Genomic DNA, 13,967 nt, shown 5'->3' on the forward strand with positions numbered 1-13,967 from the left:
GGAAGGCCGGACTTTGGAGCGGCCGGCGAATTTGCAAGGAGGGATCGAGTCGACGGATGCATAGACGTCGGCGCGACTCGCCGATGAACGGTGCGCAGCGTTCGCGACGTCGTACGTCTCGATCGCGACGCGACGGCGCGGATTCGCGGAATGTGCCGGCATGAGCCCTCCTGGGATCGGAATCGTCGGGTGAGGATTCGATCTCGCGAAGGGCGGAAAAGGTTGAAACGCGCGATGCGTTTTCGTGCTTCGTCGCGACGGCCTCGCCGGATCCGCGGGCGACGAGGCGACCGCCTGCGGCGCACCGGCCGCCTGGCGATTCCGGCTCAGCGAGCGGCCGCGGCGTTCCACGCGGCGACTTTCTTCCGCGTGGTGTCGAGCATTCCGTCGAGGGCTTTGCGGTCGTAGACGCGCCCGCGCAGGATCACCGCATCGATCGCGCGCGTGGCGTCGATGTCCTGCAGCGGATCGCGCTCCAGCAGCACCAGGTCGGCAGCCTTGCCGACGGCGACGCTGCCGTAGCGATCGAGCTTGCCGAACCAGGCCGGGCCGGCGCGGGTCGCCGCCGAGAACGCCTGCGTCGGCGTCATGCCTTTCTCGACGAACAGCTTCAGTTCGTCGTGCAGACCGATGCCGGGGTAGTTGAACGAATTCAGGAAGCCCGCGTCGGTGCCCGCGATGATCGTCACGCCGGCGCGTTGCAGCATCGGCAGCACCGCCGCCATGCGCTCGAAGTGCGCGTGGCGCGCGGCGATCGCCTCCGGACTCGCCTTGCTCGCACGCTCGATGCGCCAGTCGTAGGTCTTGCGCAGCTTCGGGCCGATGTAGGCGAGATAGGCGTCGTCGGCGTGCATGTCGCGATCGAGGTAGGCGAGGATGCGGCTGCCGTTGAGCGTCGGCGTGACGTACACGCCGCGCTCCGCGAATCCGCGGTAGGCCGTCATCGCCGTGGCTTCGTCGAAGCCTTGGTCGATGCGCCGGTTCGCCTCGGCGCGGTCGATGCGCCCGGCGGCGAAGTCGGCGGCGATGGCGGCTTCGTCGCGCACGCCGGCCTTGAAGGCGTAGTCGATGTGCTCGATGGAGCTGATGCCGGCATCCACCGCCTGCTCGACGGTCAACGCCATTGGGATGTGGCCCGACGAGCGCAGGCCGGCCGCCTTGGCTTTCGTCAGGGCGTACAGGAACAGCTGCGGATCGAGCGTGCTGTCGGTGATCTTCATGAAGTCGACGCGGTCCTTGCGCAGGCGCTGGATCGCGGCGTCGACGTCCGCTTCGCTGCCGACCTCGATGGTGCCTTTCCAGACCGGCTTGATGCCTTCGAGCTTCGCGCCGGAGGTGAACAGCTGCGGACCGGACAGCGTGCCGGCGGCGATCTGGTCGCGCCAGGCGAGCACCTGTTCGGGCAGGTCGCCGGAGCAGTCGCGGATGCTGGTGATGCCGTGCGCGACGTACAGCGGCAGCAGCGCCTGGTTCTCCTCGATCAGCTCGGGGCCGCCGCCGAAGTGCACGTGCATGTCCCACAGGCCGGGCGCCAGAAAGCGCTTGCTGCCGTCGACCGTGCGCTTCGCGCGCCACGTGCGCGCGATGTCCGCGTCGGAACCGACCGCGGCGATGTCGCCGCCGCGCAGCACGACGGCCTGGTCGGCGATCGTGCGTGCGTGCTCGACGTCGACGATCGTCGCGTGGCGAACGATCACGTCGCCTTCGGAGACGGCGGCGAAGGCCGGCGAGGCCGACGCGACGGCGATCGCGAGGAGGATGGATCGAGCCTTCATCACGATTTCGCTCCTGCCGCGACGAGGATCCGCTCGATCTGCGCGTAGCCGCGTCGGCGCGCGTGTTGCAGCGGCGTGACGCCGTCGCCGTCGGCGAGATCGACGTCGGCTCCGGCTTCCACGAGCAGCTGCACGATGTCGCTGTGCTGCTTGCCGCCGTTGCCCAGGATGATCGCCTCCAGCAGTGCGGTCCAGTTCAGGCGATTGACGTGGTCGACGTCGACGCCGGCCTCGATCAGCATGCGGACCGCCTCGACGTGGCCGCGCTCGGCGGCGGGAATCAGCGCGGTGCCGCCGTAGCGGTTCGTGCTCTCGAGGTTCGCGCCGTGGTCCAGCGTCAGGCGCAGGATCTCCAGGTGCCCGCGCGCGCCGGCGTAGAGATAGGCGCTGTCCTGGATCGCGTCCTTGGCGTTGACGTCGGCGCCGGCGTCGACGAGGACGCGCGCCGCGTCGACGTGATTCAGGCGGGTGGCGACCAGCAGCGGCGTCTGCTGCGTCGCGTCGCGCGCGTCGACGCGCGCTCCGGCCTGCAGCAGTGCCCGGATCGCGGGCACGTCGCCTCTCGCCGCGGCGGCGTGCAGGCGCGGTTCCTGCGTTGCGGCGGAGATCGAAGGGGTCGACGCGATCATCGCGAGCGCGACCGCGTGCGTGACGGACAATGACTTCATGGATTCACCTTCCTTCGCGTGGGCGCCGCGACGGCGCACGGCCGCTGTTCGGTGTCGACCGATCATGCTAAAAGCGCGGTCGGGCATTTGACAGCGAAATATTCGAATGAACCCCAGTGCGAAACCGAATAGACCGCTCTTCGATCTCGACCTGCTCAGGGCCCTGGTGGCGGTGGCCGATTGCGGCAGCTTCACCAGCGCCTCGGCGCGGCTGCATTCGACCCAGTCGACCGTGAGCCAGAAGATCCGGCGGCTGGAGGAGATGGCCGGCCACCGCCTGCTCGAGCGCGGCAATCGCGACGTCCGGCCGACCGATTCCGGCGAGACGCTGCTCGGTTTCGCGCGCCGCATGCTCGCCTTCAACGACGAAACGCTCGACGCGCTGTCCGGCGCGGCGTTGGCGATGACCGTGCGCCTGGGCGTTCCCGACGACTTCGCGGCGGGCCGCACCGTGGATCTGCTGGCGGCGTTCAGCCGCAAGCATCCTCACGTCAAGCTCGAAGTCACGACGGGCCTCAGCCGCGACCTCGGTGCCAGTTATGACCGCGGCGAGCTCGACCTGGTCCTGCTCAAGCAGAAGCGCCACAGCCGCGAAGCCGTCGCGCGCTGGCCCGAAACGCTGCGCTGGATCGACAGCGCGAAGCATCCGGCCTTCGACGCGGACCCTCTGCCGCTGGTCGCCTTCCCGCTGCGCGGCCTGTATCGCGACGAGATGATCCGCGTCGCCGAGGGCCTCGGGCGCGGCTGGCGCATCAGCTTCACCAGCTCCAGCCTCTCCGGCATCCAGTCGGCCGTTGCCGGCGGGCTCGGCATCAGCCTGCTGCCGGCGCGTGCCGTCACGTCGGATCACCTCGTCCTGACGCGGAAGAAAGGACTGCCGACGATCGACACGATGGACGTCGCCTTGCTGCATCGTCCGGCTGCGGACAGGATGGTCAAGGAACTCGCCGAGGAACTGCGCCGGATGCTGGAACGCGAGCGAAAGTAGCTTCCGAGCCTTCAGTTCCTCGTTCCGGCTCGGGGGCGGGGCGAGCCGGCAGCCACTCGCCGCGCACGACCACGCGTCTGGATCTCGGCACGCCGGCGACCGCGGCGGCGCCGTTGCAGGCCTCCAGCACGACGAAGGAAGCCTCGTCGCCGACGCCGAGGCCGTAGCCTTCGCGGCCGATCACCGACGCGGGTGCGTGCGTGATCATGTCGAGCGCGGTCAGCAGTTCGTCGTCCGTGTAGAACCCCGAGCGATAGCCGATCAGCATCGCGCGCTGGAGCATGTCGCCGTTGCCGTACGGCCACCAGGCGTCGCGGATGTTGTCGTTGCCGGAGAACACGCGCACGCCGGCCTCGCGCAGCCGCAGCACCGGCGGGAACGGGCGGTCGCCGGGCGCGTTGGTCATGATCGAGACGCCGGCGGAGGCGAGGGCGGCCGCGGTGCGCTCCGCGGTTTCCGGCGGCACCTCGCCGAGGGCGTAGGCATGGCTGACCGCGACGCGGCCGGCCATGCCGGCGGCGGCGGTGCGCGACGCGATGCGCAGCAGTTGCTCGATGCCCTGCAGGCCGGGCTCGTGCAGGTGGATGTCGATTTTCGCGCCGTGCCGTTCGGCGATGCCGAAGACGATGTCGAGCTGCGCGTCCGCATCGCCGTCCAGCGTGGTCGGATCGATGCCGCCGACGACGCCGGCGCCTTCGCGCATCGCGGCGTCGAGCACGTCGGCGGTGCCCGGGCAGGACACGACGCCGGCCTGCGGGAAGGCGACGATCTCGATCGCGATCCTGTCGCGCCACTTCTCGGCGGCGTCCATCACCGCATGGAGATGCGACAGTCCCGTGGTCGCGTCGACGTCGACGTGGCAGCGCATCGCGACGGTGCCGAACGAGGCGGCCTGGGCGATCAGCGCGTCGGCGCGCCCGGCCATCGGCTTCGAGGCGGCGAGGAGCTTCTTCTCCGCGGCCAGCCGCTCGCGCAAGGTCGCGGCCGGCAGGTGCGCGCGCCAGACGTCGCCGACGAAGCTCTTGTCGAGGTGGATGTGCCCGTCGACGAAGCCCGGCAGCACCAGACTGCCGCCGAGGTCGACGACCTCGGCGGTGGCGGGCAGCATACCGGCGTCGACGAAACGCCCGTCGCGGACGACCAGACGCAGGGGATTGCCGTGGACGTCCACGGCGTTCGTGAAGACACGATCGGCCATTGGATGCTCTGCGCAAAGGCGATTGCTTCGACGAGGCGCGCGGGGCGCCGGAGGCGATCGCATGGGAATCGAGTCTCCAGCCTAGCGCCCATCCGCTGCATTTCCCAATGAAATGGACGGATCGAAGTCATTCATGTATCGAATACCTTCGATCCGCCCGTGCGGGGCCGAAAGCGCATCGCCGCGTTCGCGCGCGGCGATGCGCCGGGCCTCAGGCCGCCTGCGCCGACGCTGCGCGCAGTCCTCGCGCCGCTTCGACCATCGCGACCAGCGCGGCGCGCGTCTCCGGCCAGCCGCGCGTCTTCAGCCCGCAGTCCGGATTGACCCAGAGCTGGCCGGCGTCGAGCACCGCGGCGGCCTTGCGCAGCAGCGCGGTCATTTCCTCCACCGACGGCAGGCGCGGCGAATGGATATCGTAGACACCGGGGCCGATCTCGTTCGGATAGCGGAAGCGCACGAAGGCGTCGAGCAGCTCCATGCGCGAGCGCGAGGTCTCGATCGAGATCACGTCGGCATCCATCGCCGCGACCGCGTCGATGATGTCGTTGAACTCCGAGTAGCACATGTGGGTGTGGATCTGCGTGTCGTCGGCGACGCCGGCGGCGCTGATGCGGAAGCATTCCACCGCCCAGGCCAGGTACGCCGGCCAGTCGGCCCGGCGCAGCGGCAGGCCTTCGCGCAGGGCCGGCTCGTCGATCTGGATCACGCGGATGCCGGCCCGTTCCAGGTCGAGCACCTCGTCGCGCAAGGCGAGCGCGATCTGCCGGCAGGTCGCCGCGCGCGTCTGGTCGTCGCGCACGAACGACCATTGCAGCATCGTCACCGGGCCGGTCAGCATGCCTTTCATCGGCTTGGCGGTCAGCGACTGCGCGTACTGCGACCAGCGCACGGTCATCGCCGCCGGACGCTGCACGTCGCCGTAGATGATCGGCGGCTTGACGCAGCGCGAGCCGTAGCTCTGCACCCAGCCGTTCTGGGTGAAGGCGAAGCCGTCGAGCTGCTCGCCGAAGTACTCGACCATGTCGTTGCGCTCGAACTCGCCGTGCACCAGCACGTCGATGCCGATGTCCTCCTGGAAGCGCACGCAGCGTTCGGTCTCGGCGGCGAGGAAGGCGTCGTAGCCGGCGTCGGACAGCTTGCCGGCGCGATGCCTGGCGCGTGCCTGGCGCACGTCCTTGGTCTGCGGGAACGAGCCGATCGTGGTGGTCGGGAACGGCGGCAGGCGCATCCAGGCCTGCTGCGCGGAGCGACGTTCGGGGTAGGACGAGCGGCGACGCGTGTCGTCGGCCTTCAGGGCGTCGACGCGCTGCGCGACCTGCGGCTTGTGCACCTTCCTCGACGTGCGGCGCGACTCGCGGCGTTCGCGCGCGAGTTCCAGCGTCGAGGCGGTGTAGAACGCGTCCTTCGCGGCATCGACCAGCACGCGCAGTTCGTCGAGCTTCTGCGTCGCGAAGGCGAGCCAGGCCAGCATGTTCGCCGGCAGCTCGGTCTCCAGCTTGGCGTCGACCGGAACGTGCAGCAGCGAGCACGACGGCGCGACCTGCAATCGATCCGCGCCGACGCGCTGCTGCACCTGCCGCAGCCGTTCGAGCGCGCGATCCAGATCGCAGCGCCAGACGTTGCGGCCATCGACGACGCCGATCGACAGCACGCGATCGGCGGGCAACGCGTCCAGTACCGCGTCCAGCTGTTCGGGCGCGCGGACCAGGTCGACGTGCAGGCCGTCCACCGCCAGCTCCATCGCCAGGTCGAGGTTGTCGCCGAGCGCGCCGAAATAGGTCGCGAGCATCAGCTTCGGCCGGTCGGCCGCGGCGAGCGCGGCGTACGCGCGGCGATAGGCCGCGTGGTCGTCGGCGTCCTGGTCGAGCACCAGGCACGGCTCGTCGATCTGCACCCAGCTCGCGCCGGCGTTCTTCAGCCGCTCGAGCAGTTCCGCGTAGACCGGCAGCAGGCGATCGAGCAGTTGCAGGCGGTCGCTACCGTCGGTCGTCTTCGACAGCAGCAGGAAGCTCACCGGACCGAGCAGCACCGGGCGCGCGTCGAGCCCGAGCTGCCTGGCTTCGAGGTATTCGGCGACCGGCTTGTCGCCGCGCAGGCGGAAGGATTGCCCGCCGTGCAGCTCGGGCACCAGATAGTGGTAGTTGGTGTCGAACCATTTGGTCATTTCGAGCGCCGGCAGGTCGAAGCCGCCGGTCTGCACGCCGCGCGCGAGCGCGAAATAGCCGGCCAGCGGATCGCGGTCGGCCAGGGCGCGGTAGCGCTCGGGAACGGCGTCGAACAGGAAGGCCGTGTCGAGCACGTGGTCGTACAGCGAGAAGTCGTTGCAGGGCACGACGTCGGCGCCGGCTTCGCGCTGCACGCGCCAATGGCGCTGCCGCAGGTCGCGGGCGACGTCCTGCAGCTCCTGCGCGGAGGCTTCGCCGCGCCAATGGCTTTCCAGGGCGGATTTCAGCTCGCGCTTCGCACCGATGCGGGGGAAGCCGAGATTGGTAACGAGTGTCATGGATACGTTTCCTCATGCGTGATGGGCAGTGAGGAACGAAGGAACCGCGCGCCGATTCCCGTCCGTCGGGAGGCGAACCGCCACGCCAGCGACCTTCGCCCCCTCGGGCGATCCGGAACGAAGCGAGGCGGGCACGGGAAGACGCGCGCGAAGGATCGCGCGTGCGTTCCGGCGCCTCCCCGCGGAGGCTCCAGGTCAGACAGGGATTTCTCCCAGGCCGGGGCAGGTCTTCGGGCTCATGGACGAGGAACGCGTTCGCGTTCCGCCTACTGTCCGCCGCTTCCCGGCTCCGATTCGGGAGCCAGTGCTGTTGGCGAAGGTCGTTTCCACACACCGCTGCGGGGCAGCGCCGGAATAGGTCCCGAAGGACCGCACCGGCTTCCCTTTCAATTTCATCCTTCTATACGGATAGAAGGATGAAAACCGTCGGCGGGCGGAAGCTACGTGGATCGTGCGGCGGCGTCAAGATTGCGGCTGCTCGGCGAGAGTCCGCGACTTCCGATCTCCGCGCTCGCGAGCATGGTCGCGATTGCGTCGAGCGGCCGGTGCCGATGGGAAGCGCGCCGAAGAAGGCGCGAATGGGCGGGCTTCACTCCGCTCGCCCTCACCCCAGCCCTCTCCCGCAAGCGGGAGAGGGAGAGGGAGCATTGCGGAGCCGCGCAACGGAAAAGAATTGAAGGTGCTACTGCGCTTTCGCCTCTCCCATCTGCGGGAGAGGCCGCTCCGCGGGCGCGGGGGGGGGGGGAAGCCCGCGACGGCGCCTCAACCGCCCAGCGACTCAGGGCACGAAGCTGAGGAACAGATACGCTGCGAACATCACCAGATGCACCACGCCGGGCAGCACCGTCGTGCGCCCCGTGCGCAAGGAGATCGACACGACGAACAGCGACAGCAGCAGCAGGACGGTGGACTTCGTGTCCAGGCCGAGCGACAGCGGCCAGCCCATCGCGACCGCGAGCACCGCCACGGTCGGCACGGTCAGGCCGATGCTGGCGATGGCCGAGCCGATGGCCAGGTTGAGGCTGGTCTGCAGGCGATTGGCGTGCGCGGCGCGCACCGCGGCGACGCTTTCGGGCATCAGCACGATCGCGGCGATCAGGATGCCGATGGTCGAGGCGGGCGCGCCGAGGGTGTGCAGCAGCGCCTCGATGGACGGCGAAATGCCTTTCGCGCTCAGCACCACGGCGACCAGCGCGACCAGCAGCAAGCCCAGGCTGGCCAGGGCCTCGCCGCTGGTCGGCTGCGCGGCGTGCTCGTTCGGATCGGCCTCGTCCTCGTCCGTCGGCAGGAAGTAGTCGCGGTGGCGGATGGTCTGGAACACGGTGAACGCGGCGAACAGCACCAGCGTCGCGACCGCGACGAAGATCAGCTGGCTGTCGGTGTAGACCGGACCCGGCGCGCTGGTGGAATAGTTCGGCACGATCAGCGTGAACACGACGATGACCGTCAACGTGCCCAGCGCCGCGTTGACGCCGTCGAGCTTGAAGCCCTGCACGCGATGCTTGCGGCCGCCGACCAGCAGGCTGGCGCCGATGATGCCGTTGAGGATGATCATGACCGCGGCGAAGACGGTGTCGCGCGCCAGCTCAGAGCTGGCTTCGTCGCCGGACAGCATCATCGAGACGATCAGCGCGACCTCAATCACGGTGACCGCGAGCGCCAGCACCAGCGTGCCGAACGGCTCGCCGACGCGATGCGCGATCACCTCCGCGTGATGCACCGAGGCGATCACGCTGCCGACCAGGCCCAGCACGAGCAGGAAGGTGAGGCCGGGAAGCGCCGGCACCGCCCAGGACAGCCCGAGGATGGCGAGCCCGATCGGCGGGACCGCGATCGACCAGAGGGGATTGTGTTGGATTTGCTGGCTCATGCGATCGGCTTTCGGCAATTCAGGCACCGATCGTAACCCAGTGGCGCTGCATGGGTCCGCTCGAATCCGGTGCACCGAAGAGGAGCGCGGCTATCGCCGGCACGTTCGCCGCACGCGGTGCATGCCCAGGTGCATGCCTTGCGCTTCGCACGACAATTTCCGCTGACGCGGCCGTCACGGCCGACGGCAAGGTCCGGCCTCGCGGATTTGTCCTATACTCGGAGCCGTTTCGTGCCGTCTATGGTGAGTATCCGAATACCGTCGGACGCGAGTACGTTCGACACGCGAATGAACCGAGCGGACAGGGAGTCCGCGCAAGTTCGATCGAGGAGAACGTCATGTCTGCAATGACTCGACGTCAGTTCTTGAGGGTCACCGGGGCAACCCTGGGCGGCTCCAGCCTGGCGCTGATGGGTTTCTCTCCCGGCGAGGCGCTGGCCGAGGTGCGGCAATTCAAGCTCGCGCGCGCCACCGAGACCCGCAACACCTGCACCTATTGCTCGGTCGCCTGCGGCATCTTGATGTACTCGCTCGGCGACGGCGCCAAGAACGCGCAAGCGAGCATCTTCCACATCGAAGGCGACCCCGATCATCCGGTCAACCGCGGCACGCTGTGCCCGAAGGGCGCCGGCCTGATCGACGTCATCCACAGCAAGACGCGCCTGAAGTACCCCGAATACCGCGCGCCGGGTTCGGACCAATGGCAGCGGCTTTCCTGGGACGACGCGCTCGACCGCATCGCACGCCTGATGAAGGCCGATCGCGACGCGAACTTCGTGGCGAAGAACGAAGCCGGGCAGACGGTGAACCGCTGGCTCACCACCGGCATGCTGGCCGCCTCGGCGACCAGCAACGAGACGGCCGTGCTGACGCACAAGGTCGTCCGTTCGATGGGCATGCTCGCATTCGACAACCAGGCGCGCGTCTGACACGGCCCGACGGTGGCAGGTCTTGCCCCGACGTTCGGCCGTGGAGCGATGACGAATCACTGGGTCGACATCAAGAATGCCGACGTCATCCTGATCATGGGCGGCAACGCCGCCGAGGCGCACCCGTGCGGCTTCAAGTGGGTGACCGAGGCGAAGGCGCACAACAAGGCGAAGCTGATCGTCGTCGATCCGCGCTTCAACCGCTCGGCCTCGGTGGCCGACGTCTACGCGCCGATCCGCGCCGGCACCGACATCGTCTTCCTCGGCGGCCTGATCAGCTACCTGCTGACCCACGACAAGATCCAGCACGAGTACGTGCTGAACTACACCGACATGTCCTTCCTCGTGAAGGACGAGTTCGCCTTCGACGGCGGCCTGTATTCGGGCTACGACGCGCAGAAGCGCAGCTACGACAAGTCGAGCTGGGACTACGTCTTCGGCGACGACGGCTACGTCAAGACCGATCCGACGCTGCAGGACCCGCGCTGCGTCTACAACCTGCTGAAGTCGCACTATTCACGCTACACCATCGACATGGTCGAGCGCGTCTGCGGCACGCCGAAGGACAAGGTGCAGCAGATCTTCGAGATGATCGCGTCCACGTCCACCAAGGACCGCGTGATGACGATCATGTACGCGCTCGGCTGGACGCAGCATTCGATCGGCGCGCAGAACGTGCGCATCGGTGCGATGGTGCAGCTCCTGCTCGGCAACATCGGCGTCGCCGGCGGCGGCATGAACGCGCTGCGCGGGCATTCCAACATCCAGGGACTGACCGACATCGGCCTGATGTCCGATCTGCTGCCCGGCTATCTCACGCTGCCGAGACAGGACGAGCAGGACTACCACGCCTACCTCGCCAAGCGCACGCAGAAGCCGCTGCGCCCGAACCAGATGGCGTACTGGCAGAACTACCCGAAGTTCCACGTCAGCCTGATGAAGTCGTGGTGGGGCGAGGCGGCGACGGCCGACAACAACTGGTGCTTCGACTACCTGCCCAAGCTCGACAAGCCCTACGACATGCTCCAAGCCTACGAGCTGATGAACGAGGGCAAGATCAACGGCTACCTCTGCCAGGGCTTCAACCCGCTGGCGTCGGCGCCGAACAAGGGCAAGCTGATCAGCGCGTTCTCCAAGCTGAAGTTCATGGTCAGCATGGATCCGCTGGAGACCGAGACGATCGCGTTCTGGCAGAACCACGGCGCGCTCAACGACGTCGACCCGAGCAAGATCCAGACCGAAGTATTCCGCCTGCCGACGACCAGCTTCGCGGAAGAAAACGGCGCGGTGGTGAATTCTTCGCGCTGGCTGCAGTGGCACTGGAAGGGCGCCGACGCGCCCGGCGAGGCGCGCAGCGACATCGAGATCATGGCCGAGCTGTTCCACCGCATGAAGGCGCTGTACGAAAAGGACGGCGGCGCCTGGTGGGATCCGATCCGCGACCTGGCCTGGAAATACGCGAACCCGCATCTGCCCACGCCCGAAGAACTGGCGATGGAATACAACGGCAAGGCGCTCGCCGACCTCGCCGATCCGAAGGATCCGACCAAGCTGGTGCGCAAGGCCGGCGAGCAGGTGGCGGGATTCGCCGAGCTGCGCGACGACGGCAGCACGGCCTGCGGCTGCTGGATCTACGCCGGCGCCTGGGGTCCGACCGGCAATCAGATGGCGCGGCGCGACAACTCCGACCCGACCGGAATCGGCAACACGATCGGCTGGGCCTGGGCGTGGCCGGCGAATCGGCGCGTGATGTACAACCGCGCCTCGTGCGATCCCGCCGGCAAGCCGTTCGATCCGAAGCGCAAATTGATCGCCTGGAATGGCAAGGCCTGGAGCGGGGCGGACGTTCCCGACTTCAATGCGGCGTCCAACCCGGAAGACGGCATGGGGCCGTTCATCATGAACCCCGAAGGCGTCGGGAGGTTCTTCGCGCGCGGCGGCATGGCCGAGGGACCGTTCCCGGAGCATTACGAACCGTTCGACACGCCGCTGGCCGAGAACCCACTGAGTCCCGGCCAGCCGCTGACGCTGAACAATCCGGCCGCGCGCGTGTTCAAGAGCGATCTCGCCCAGATCGGCAAGCCGGACGAGTTCCCGCACGTGGCGACCACTTATCGCCTCACCGAGCACTTCCACTTCTGGACCAAGCACGGCGAGCTGAACTCGATCACCCAGCCCGAGCAGTTCGTCGAGATCGGCGCATCGCTGGCCGACGAGATCGGCATCGCCAACGGCAGCCGCGTGCGCGTCAGTTCCAAGCGCGGCCACATCGAGGCGGTGGCGATGGTGACCAAGCGGCTCCGGCCGCTGACGATCGAAGGCAAGACCGTGCACCAGGTCGGCGTGCCGATCCACTGGGGATTCCTCGGCGCGGCGAAGCCGGGCTACCTGGCCAACACGCTGACCAACGCGATCGGCGACGGCAATTCGCAGACGCCGGAATCCAAATGCATCCTGGTCAAGGTCGAGAAGGCCTAGGAGACGGCGCATGGCACTGCAATCGCTCGACATCATCCGCCGCTCGGCCACGACCCTGCCCGAACCGCAGGCGCGCGGCGCGCACACCGGGCAGGTCGCCAAGCTCATCGACGTGACCAAGTGCATCGGCTGCAAGGCCTGCCAGGTCGCCTGCATGGAATGGAACGACCTGCGCGACGAGATCGGCACCTGCACCGGCCACTACGACAACCCGCACGATCTCAGCGACCAGTCGTGGACGCTGATGCGCTTCGCCGAATACGAGAACCCGAAAGGCGATCTGGAATGGCTGATCCGCAAGGATGGCTGCATGCACTGCGCCGATCCGGGCTGCCTGAAGGCCTGCCCGTCGCCCGGCGCGATCGTGCAGTACGCCAACGGCATCGTCGATTTCCACGAAGAGAACTGCATCGGCTGCGGCTACTGCATCACCGGCTGCCCGTTCAACATCCCGCGCATCTCCAAGAAGGACCACAAGGCCTACAAGTGCACCTTGTGCTCGGACCGCGTCGCGGTCGGCCTGGAGCCGGCCTGCGTCAAGACCTGTCCGACCGGCGCGATCGTGTTCGGCACCAAGGAGGACATGCAGCAGCACGCCGCCGAACGCATCGAGGACCTGAAGTCGCGCGGCTTCGAGCAGGCCGGCCTGTACGATCCGGAAGGCGTCGGCGGCACGCACGTGATGTACGTGCTGCACCACGCCGACCAGCCGCAGCTCTACAGCGGCCTGCCCGAGAAGCCGAAGATCAGCGCGATGGTCGGCCTGTGGAAGGGCGTCGGCAAGCCGCTCGGCCTGTTCGCGATCCTCGCCACGGCGGCGGTCGGATTCCTGCACTACCTGCGCGTCGGCCGCAACGAGACGGACGAGCGCGATGAGGAGGCCGCGCGCCGCGAACTGGAGAAGACGCCATGAACGTCGAACGCAAGAGCGGCGAGATCGTCCGCTACGAGTTCTCCACACGCCTCAATCATTGGATCGTCGCGATCAGCTTCATCCTGCTCGCGCTGTCCGGTCTGGCGCTGTTCCATCCGGCGCTGTTCTGGCTGACGACGCTGTTCGGCGGCGGACCGTGGACGCGCATCCTGCATCCGTTCCTCGGCCTGGTCATGGTGCTCGCGTTCGCCTTCCTCGCCGTGAAGCTGTGGCGCTACAACGTGCTCGAACCGCGCGACCGGCAATGGCTGCGCCAGATCGACGACGTGCTCGACAACCGCGAGGAAAACCTGCCCGACGTCGGACGCTACAACGCCGGCCAGAAGCTCCTGTTCTACGCGATCGTGCTGTGCCTGCTCGGACTGTTCGCCTCGGGCATCGTGATGTGGCGCGCGTATTTCGCCTTCCCGGTCGAGGTGATCCGCTTCGCCTCGCTGCTGCACGCGGTCTGCGCGCTGGTACTGATCTGCGCGATCGTCGTGCACATCTACGCCGCGATCTGGGTCAAGGGCTCGATGCGCGCGATGACGCGCGGCACGGTCAGCCCCGGCTGGGCGTGGAAGCACCATCGCGCTTGGTTCCGCGAGGTCGAGGGAATCGAGCGCAAGTAGAACTTCCGCGCGG

The 13,967-nt window shown here is 67.9% G+C and carries 9 protein-coding genes and 1 riboswitch; of the genes, 4 read left to right on the plus strand and 5 right to left on the minus strand.

Going from position 1 to position 13,967, the window contains the following annotated elements; translation table 11 throughout:
• Positions 1 to 326: 326 nt before the first annotated feature.
• Positions 327 to 1,778 carry an amidohydrolase family protein gene (locus J7520_RS16765; protein ID WP_291190708.1) on the minus strand — a complete coding sequence of 484 codons (1,452 nt, stop codon included), beginning with the start codon at positions 1,776 to 1,778 and terminating at the stop codon, positions 327 to 329.
• Positions 1,775 to 2,443 carry an ankyrin repeat domain-containing protein gene (locus J7520_RS16770; RefSeq protein WP_291190710.1) on the minus strand — a complete coding sequence of 223 codons (669 nt, stop codon included), beginning with the start codon at positions 2,441 to 2,443 and terminating at the stop codon, positions 1,775 to 1,777. Before J7520_RS16770 ends, J7520_RS16765 begins: the two co-directional genes overlap by 4 nt.
• 106 nt (positions 2,444 to 2,549) lie before the next feature.
• Between J7520_RS16770 and J7520_RS16775 the strand changes: the two genes are divergently transcribed.
• Positions 2,550 to 3,431, plus strand: coding sequence for a LysR substrate-binding domain-containing protein (locus tag J7520_RS16775; protein ID WP_291190713.1), 882 nt, complete (start codon positions 2,550 to 2,552; stop codon positions 3,429 to 3,431).
• On the opposite strand, the gene J7520_RS16780 is transcribed toward J7520_RS16775, so the two are convergent.
• The 3 genes from J7520_RS16780 to J7520_RS16790 all read right to left on the minus strand — a co-directional run bounded on the left by J7520_RS16780 (position 3,379) and on the right by J7520_RS16790 (position 9,002).
• A complete protein-coding gene (locus J7520_RS16780; RefSeq protein WP_291190716.1) occupies positions 3,379 to 4,629 on the minus strand; it encodes an amidohydrolase family protein in 1,251 nt (416 codons plus the stop codon). The genes J7520_RS16775 and J7520_RS16780 overlap by 53 nt on opposite strands.
• A gap of 211 nt (positions 4,630 to 4,840) precedes the next feature.
• On the minus strand, positions 4,841 to 7,132 hold the full coding sequence (gene metE, locus J7520_RS16785) for a 5-methyltetrahydropteroyltriglutamate--homocysteine S-methyltransferase (protein WP_291190719.1): 2,292 nt from the start codon (positions 7,130 to 7,132) through the stop codon (positions 4,841 to 4,843).
• Positions 7,133 to 7,335: 203 nt separating this feature from the next.
• A riboswitch (cobalamin riboswitch) is annotated at positions 7,336 to 7,575 on the minus strand.
• Between the two features lie 335 nt (positions 7,576 to 7,910).
• On the minus strand, positions 7,911 to 9,002 hold the full coding sequence (locus tag J7520_RS16790; protein ID WP_291190721.1) for an ionic transporter y4hA: 1,092 nt from the start codon (positions 9,000 to 9,002) through the stop codon (positions 7,911 to 7,913).
• 338 nt (positions 9,003 to 9,340) lie between these two features.
• On the opposite strand from J7520_RS16790, the gene fdnG reads away from it, so the two are divergent.
• The 3 genes from fdnG to J7520_RS16805 are packed head-to-tail and all read left to right on the plus strand — an operon-like array spanning position 9,341 to position 13,954.
• On the plus strand, positions 9,341 to 12,409 hold the full coding sequence (fdnG, locus tag J7520_RS16795) for a formate dehydrogenase-N subunit alpha (RefSeq protein ID WP_291190723.1): 3,069 nt from the start codon (positions 9,341 to 9,343) through the stop codon (positions 12,407 to 12,409).
• Between the two features lie 10 nt (positions 12,410 to 12,419).
• Positions 12,420 to 13,322 carry a formate dehydrogenase subunit beta gene (fdxH, locus tag J7520_RS16800; RefSeq protein WP_291190726.1) on the plus strand — a complete coding sequence of 301 codons (903 nt, stop codon included), beginning with the start codon at positions 12,420 to 12,422 and terminating at the stop codon, positions 13,320 to 13,322.
• Positions 13,319 to 13,954, plus strand: a complete 636-nt coding sequence (locus tag J7520_RS16805; RefSeq protein WP_291190729.1) for a formate dehydrogenase subunit gamma — start codon at positions 13,319 to 13,321, stop codon at positions 13,952 to 13,954. Before fdxH ends, J7520_RS16805 begins: the two co-directional genes overlap by 4 nt.
• Positions 13,955 to 13,967 lie beyond the last annotated feature (13 nt).

Source organism: Dokdonella sp. (assembly GCF_017744955.1).
GTDB lineage: Bacteria > Pseudomonadota > Gammaproteobacteria > Xanthomonadales > Rhodanobacteraceae > Dokdonella_A.

Bases quoted from the DNA above. Each gene is read 5' to 3' on its own strand.
- J7520_RS16770 (WP_291190710.1), bottom strand. From the start codon at position 2,443: ATGAAGTCATTGTCCGTCACGCACGCGGTCGCGCTCGCGATGATCGCG.
- J7520_RS16775 (WP_291190713.1), top strand. From the start codon at position 2,550: ATGAACCCCAGTGCGAAACCGAATAGACCGCTCTTCGATCTCGACCTG.
- J7520_RS16780 (WP_291190716.1), bottom strand. From the start codon at position 4,629: ATGGCCGATCGTGTCTTCACGAACGCCGTGGACGTCCACGGCAATCCC.
- metE (WP_291190719.1), bottom strand. From the start codon at position 7,132: ATGACACTCGTTACCAATCTCGGCTTCCCCCGCATCGGTGCGAAGCGC.
- J7520_RS16790 (WP_291190721.1), bottom strand. From the start codon at position 9,002: ATGAGCCAGCAAATCCAACACAATCCCCTCTGGTCGATCGCGGTCCCG.
- fdxH (WP_291190726.1), top strand. From the start codon at position 12,420: ATGGCACTGCAATCGCTCGACATCATCCGCCGCTCGGCCACGACCCTG.
- J7520_RS16805 (WP_291190729.1), top strand. From the start codon at position 13,319: ATGAACGTCGAACGCAAGAGCGGCGAGATCGTCCGCTACGAGTTCTCC.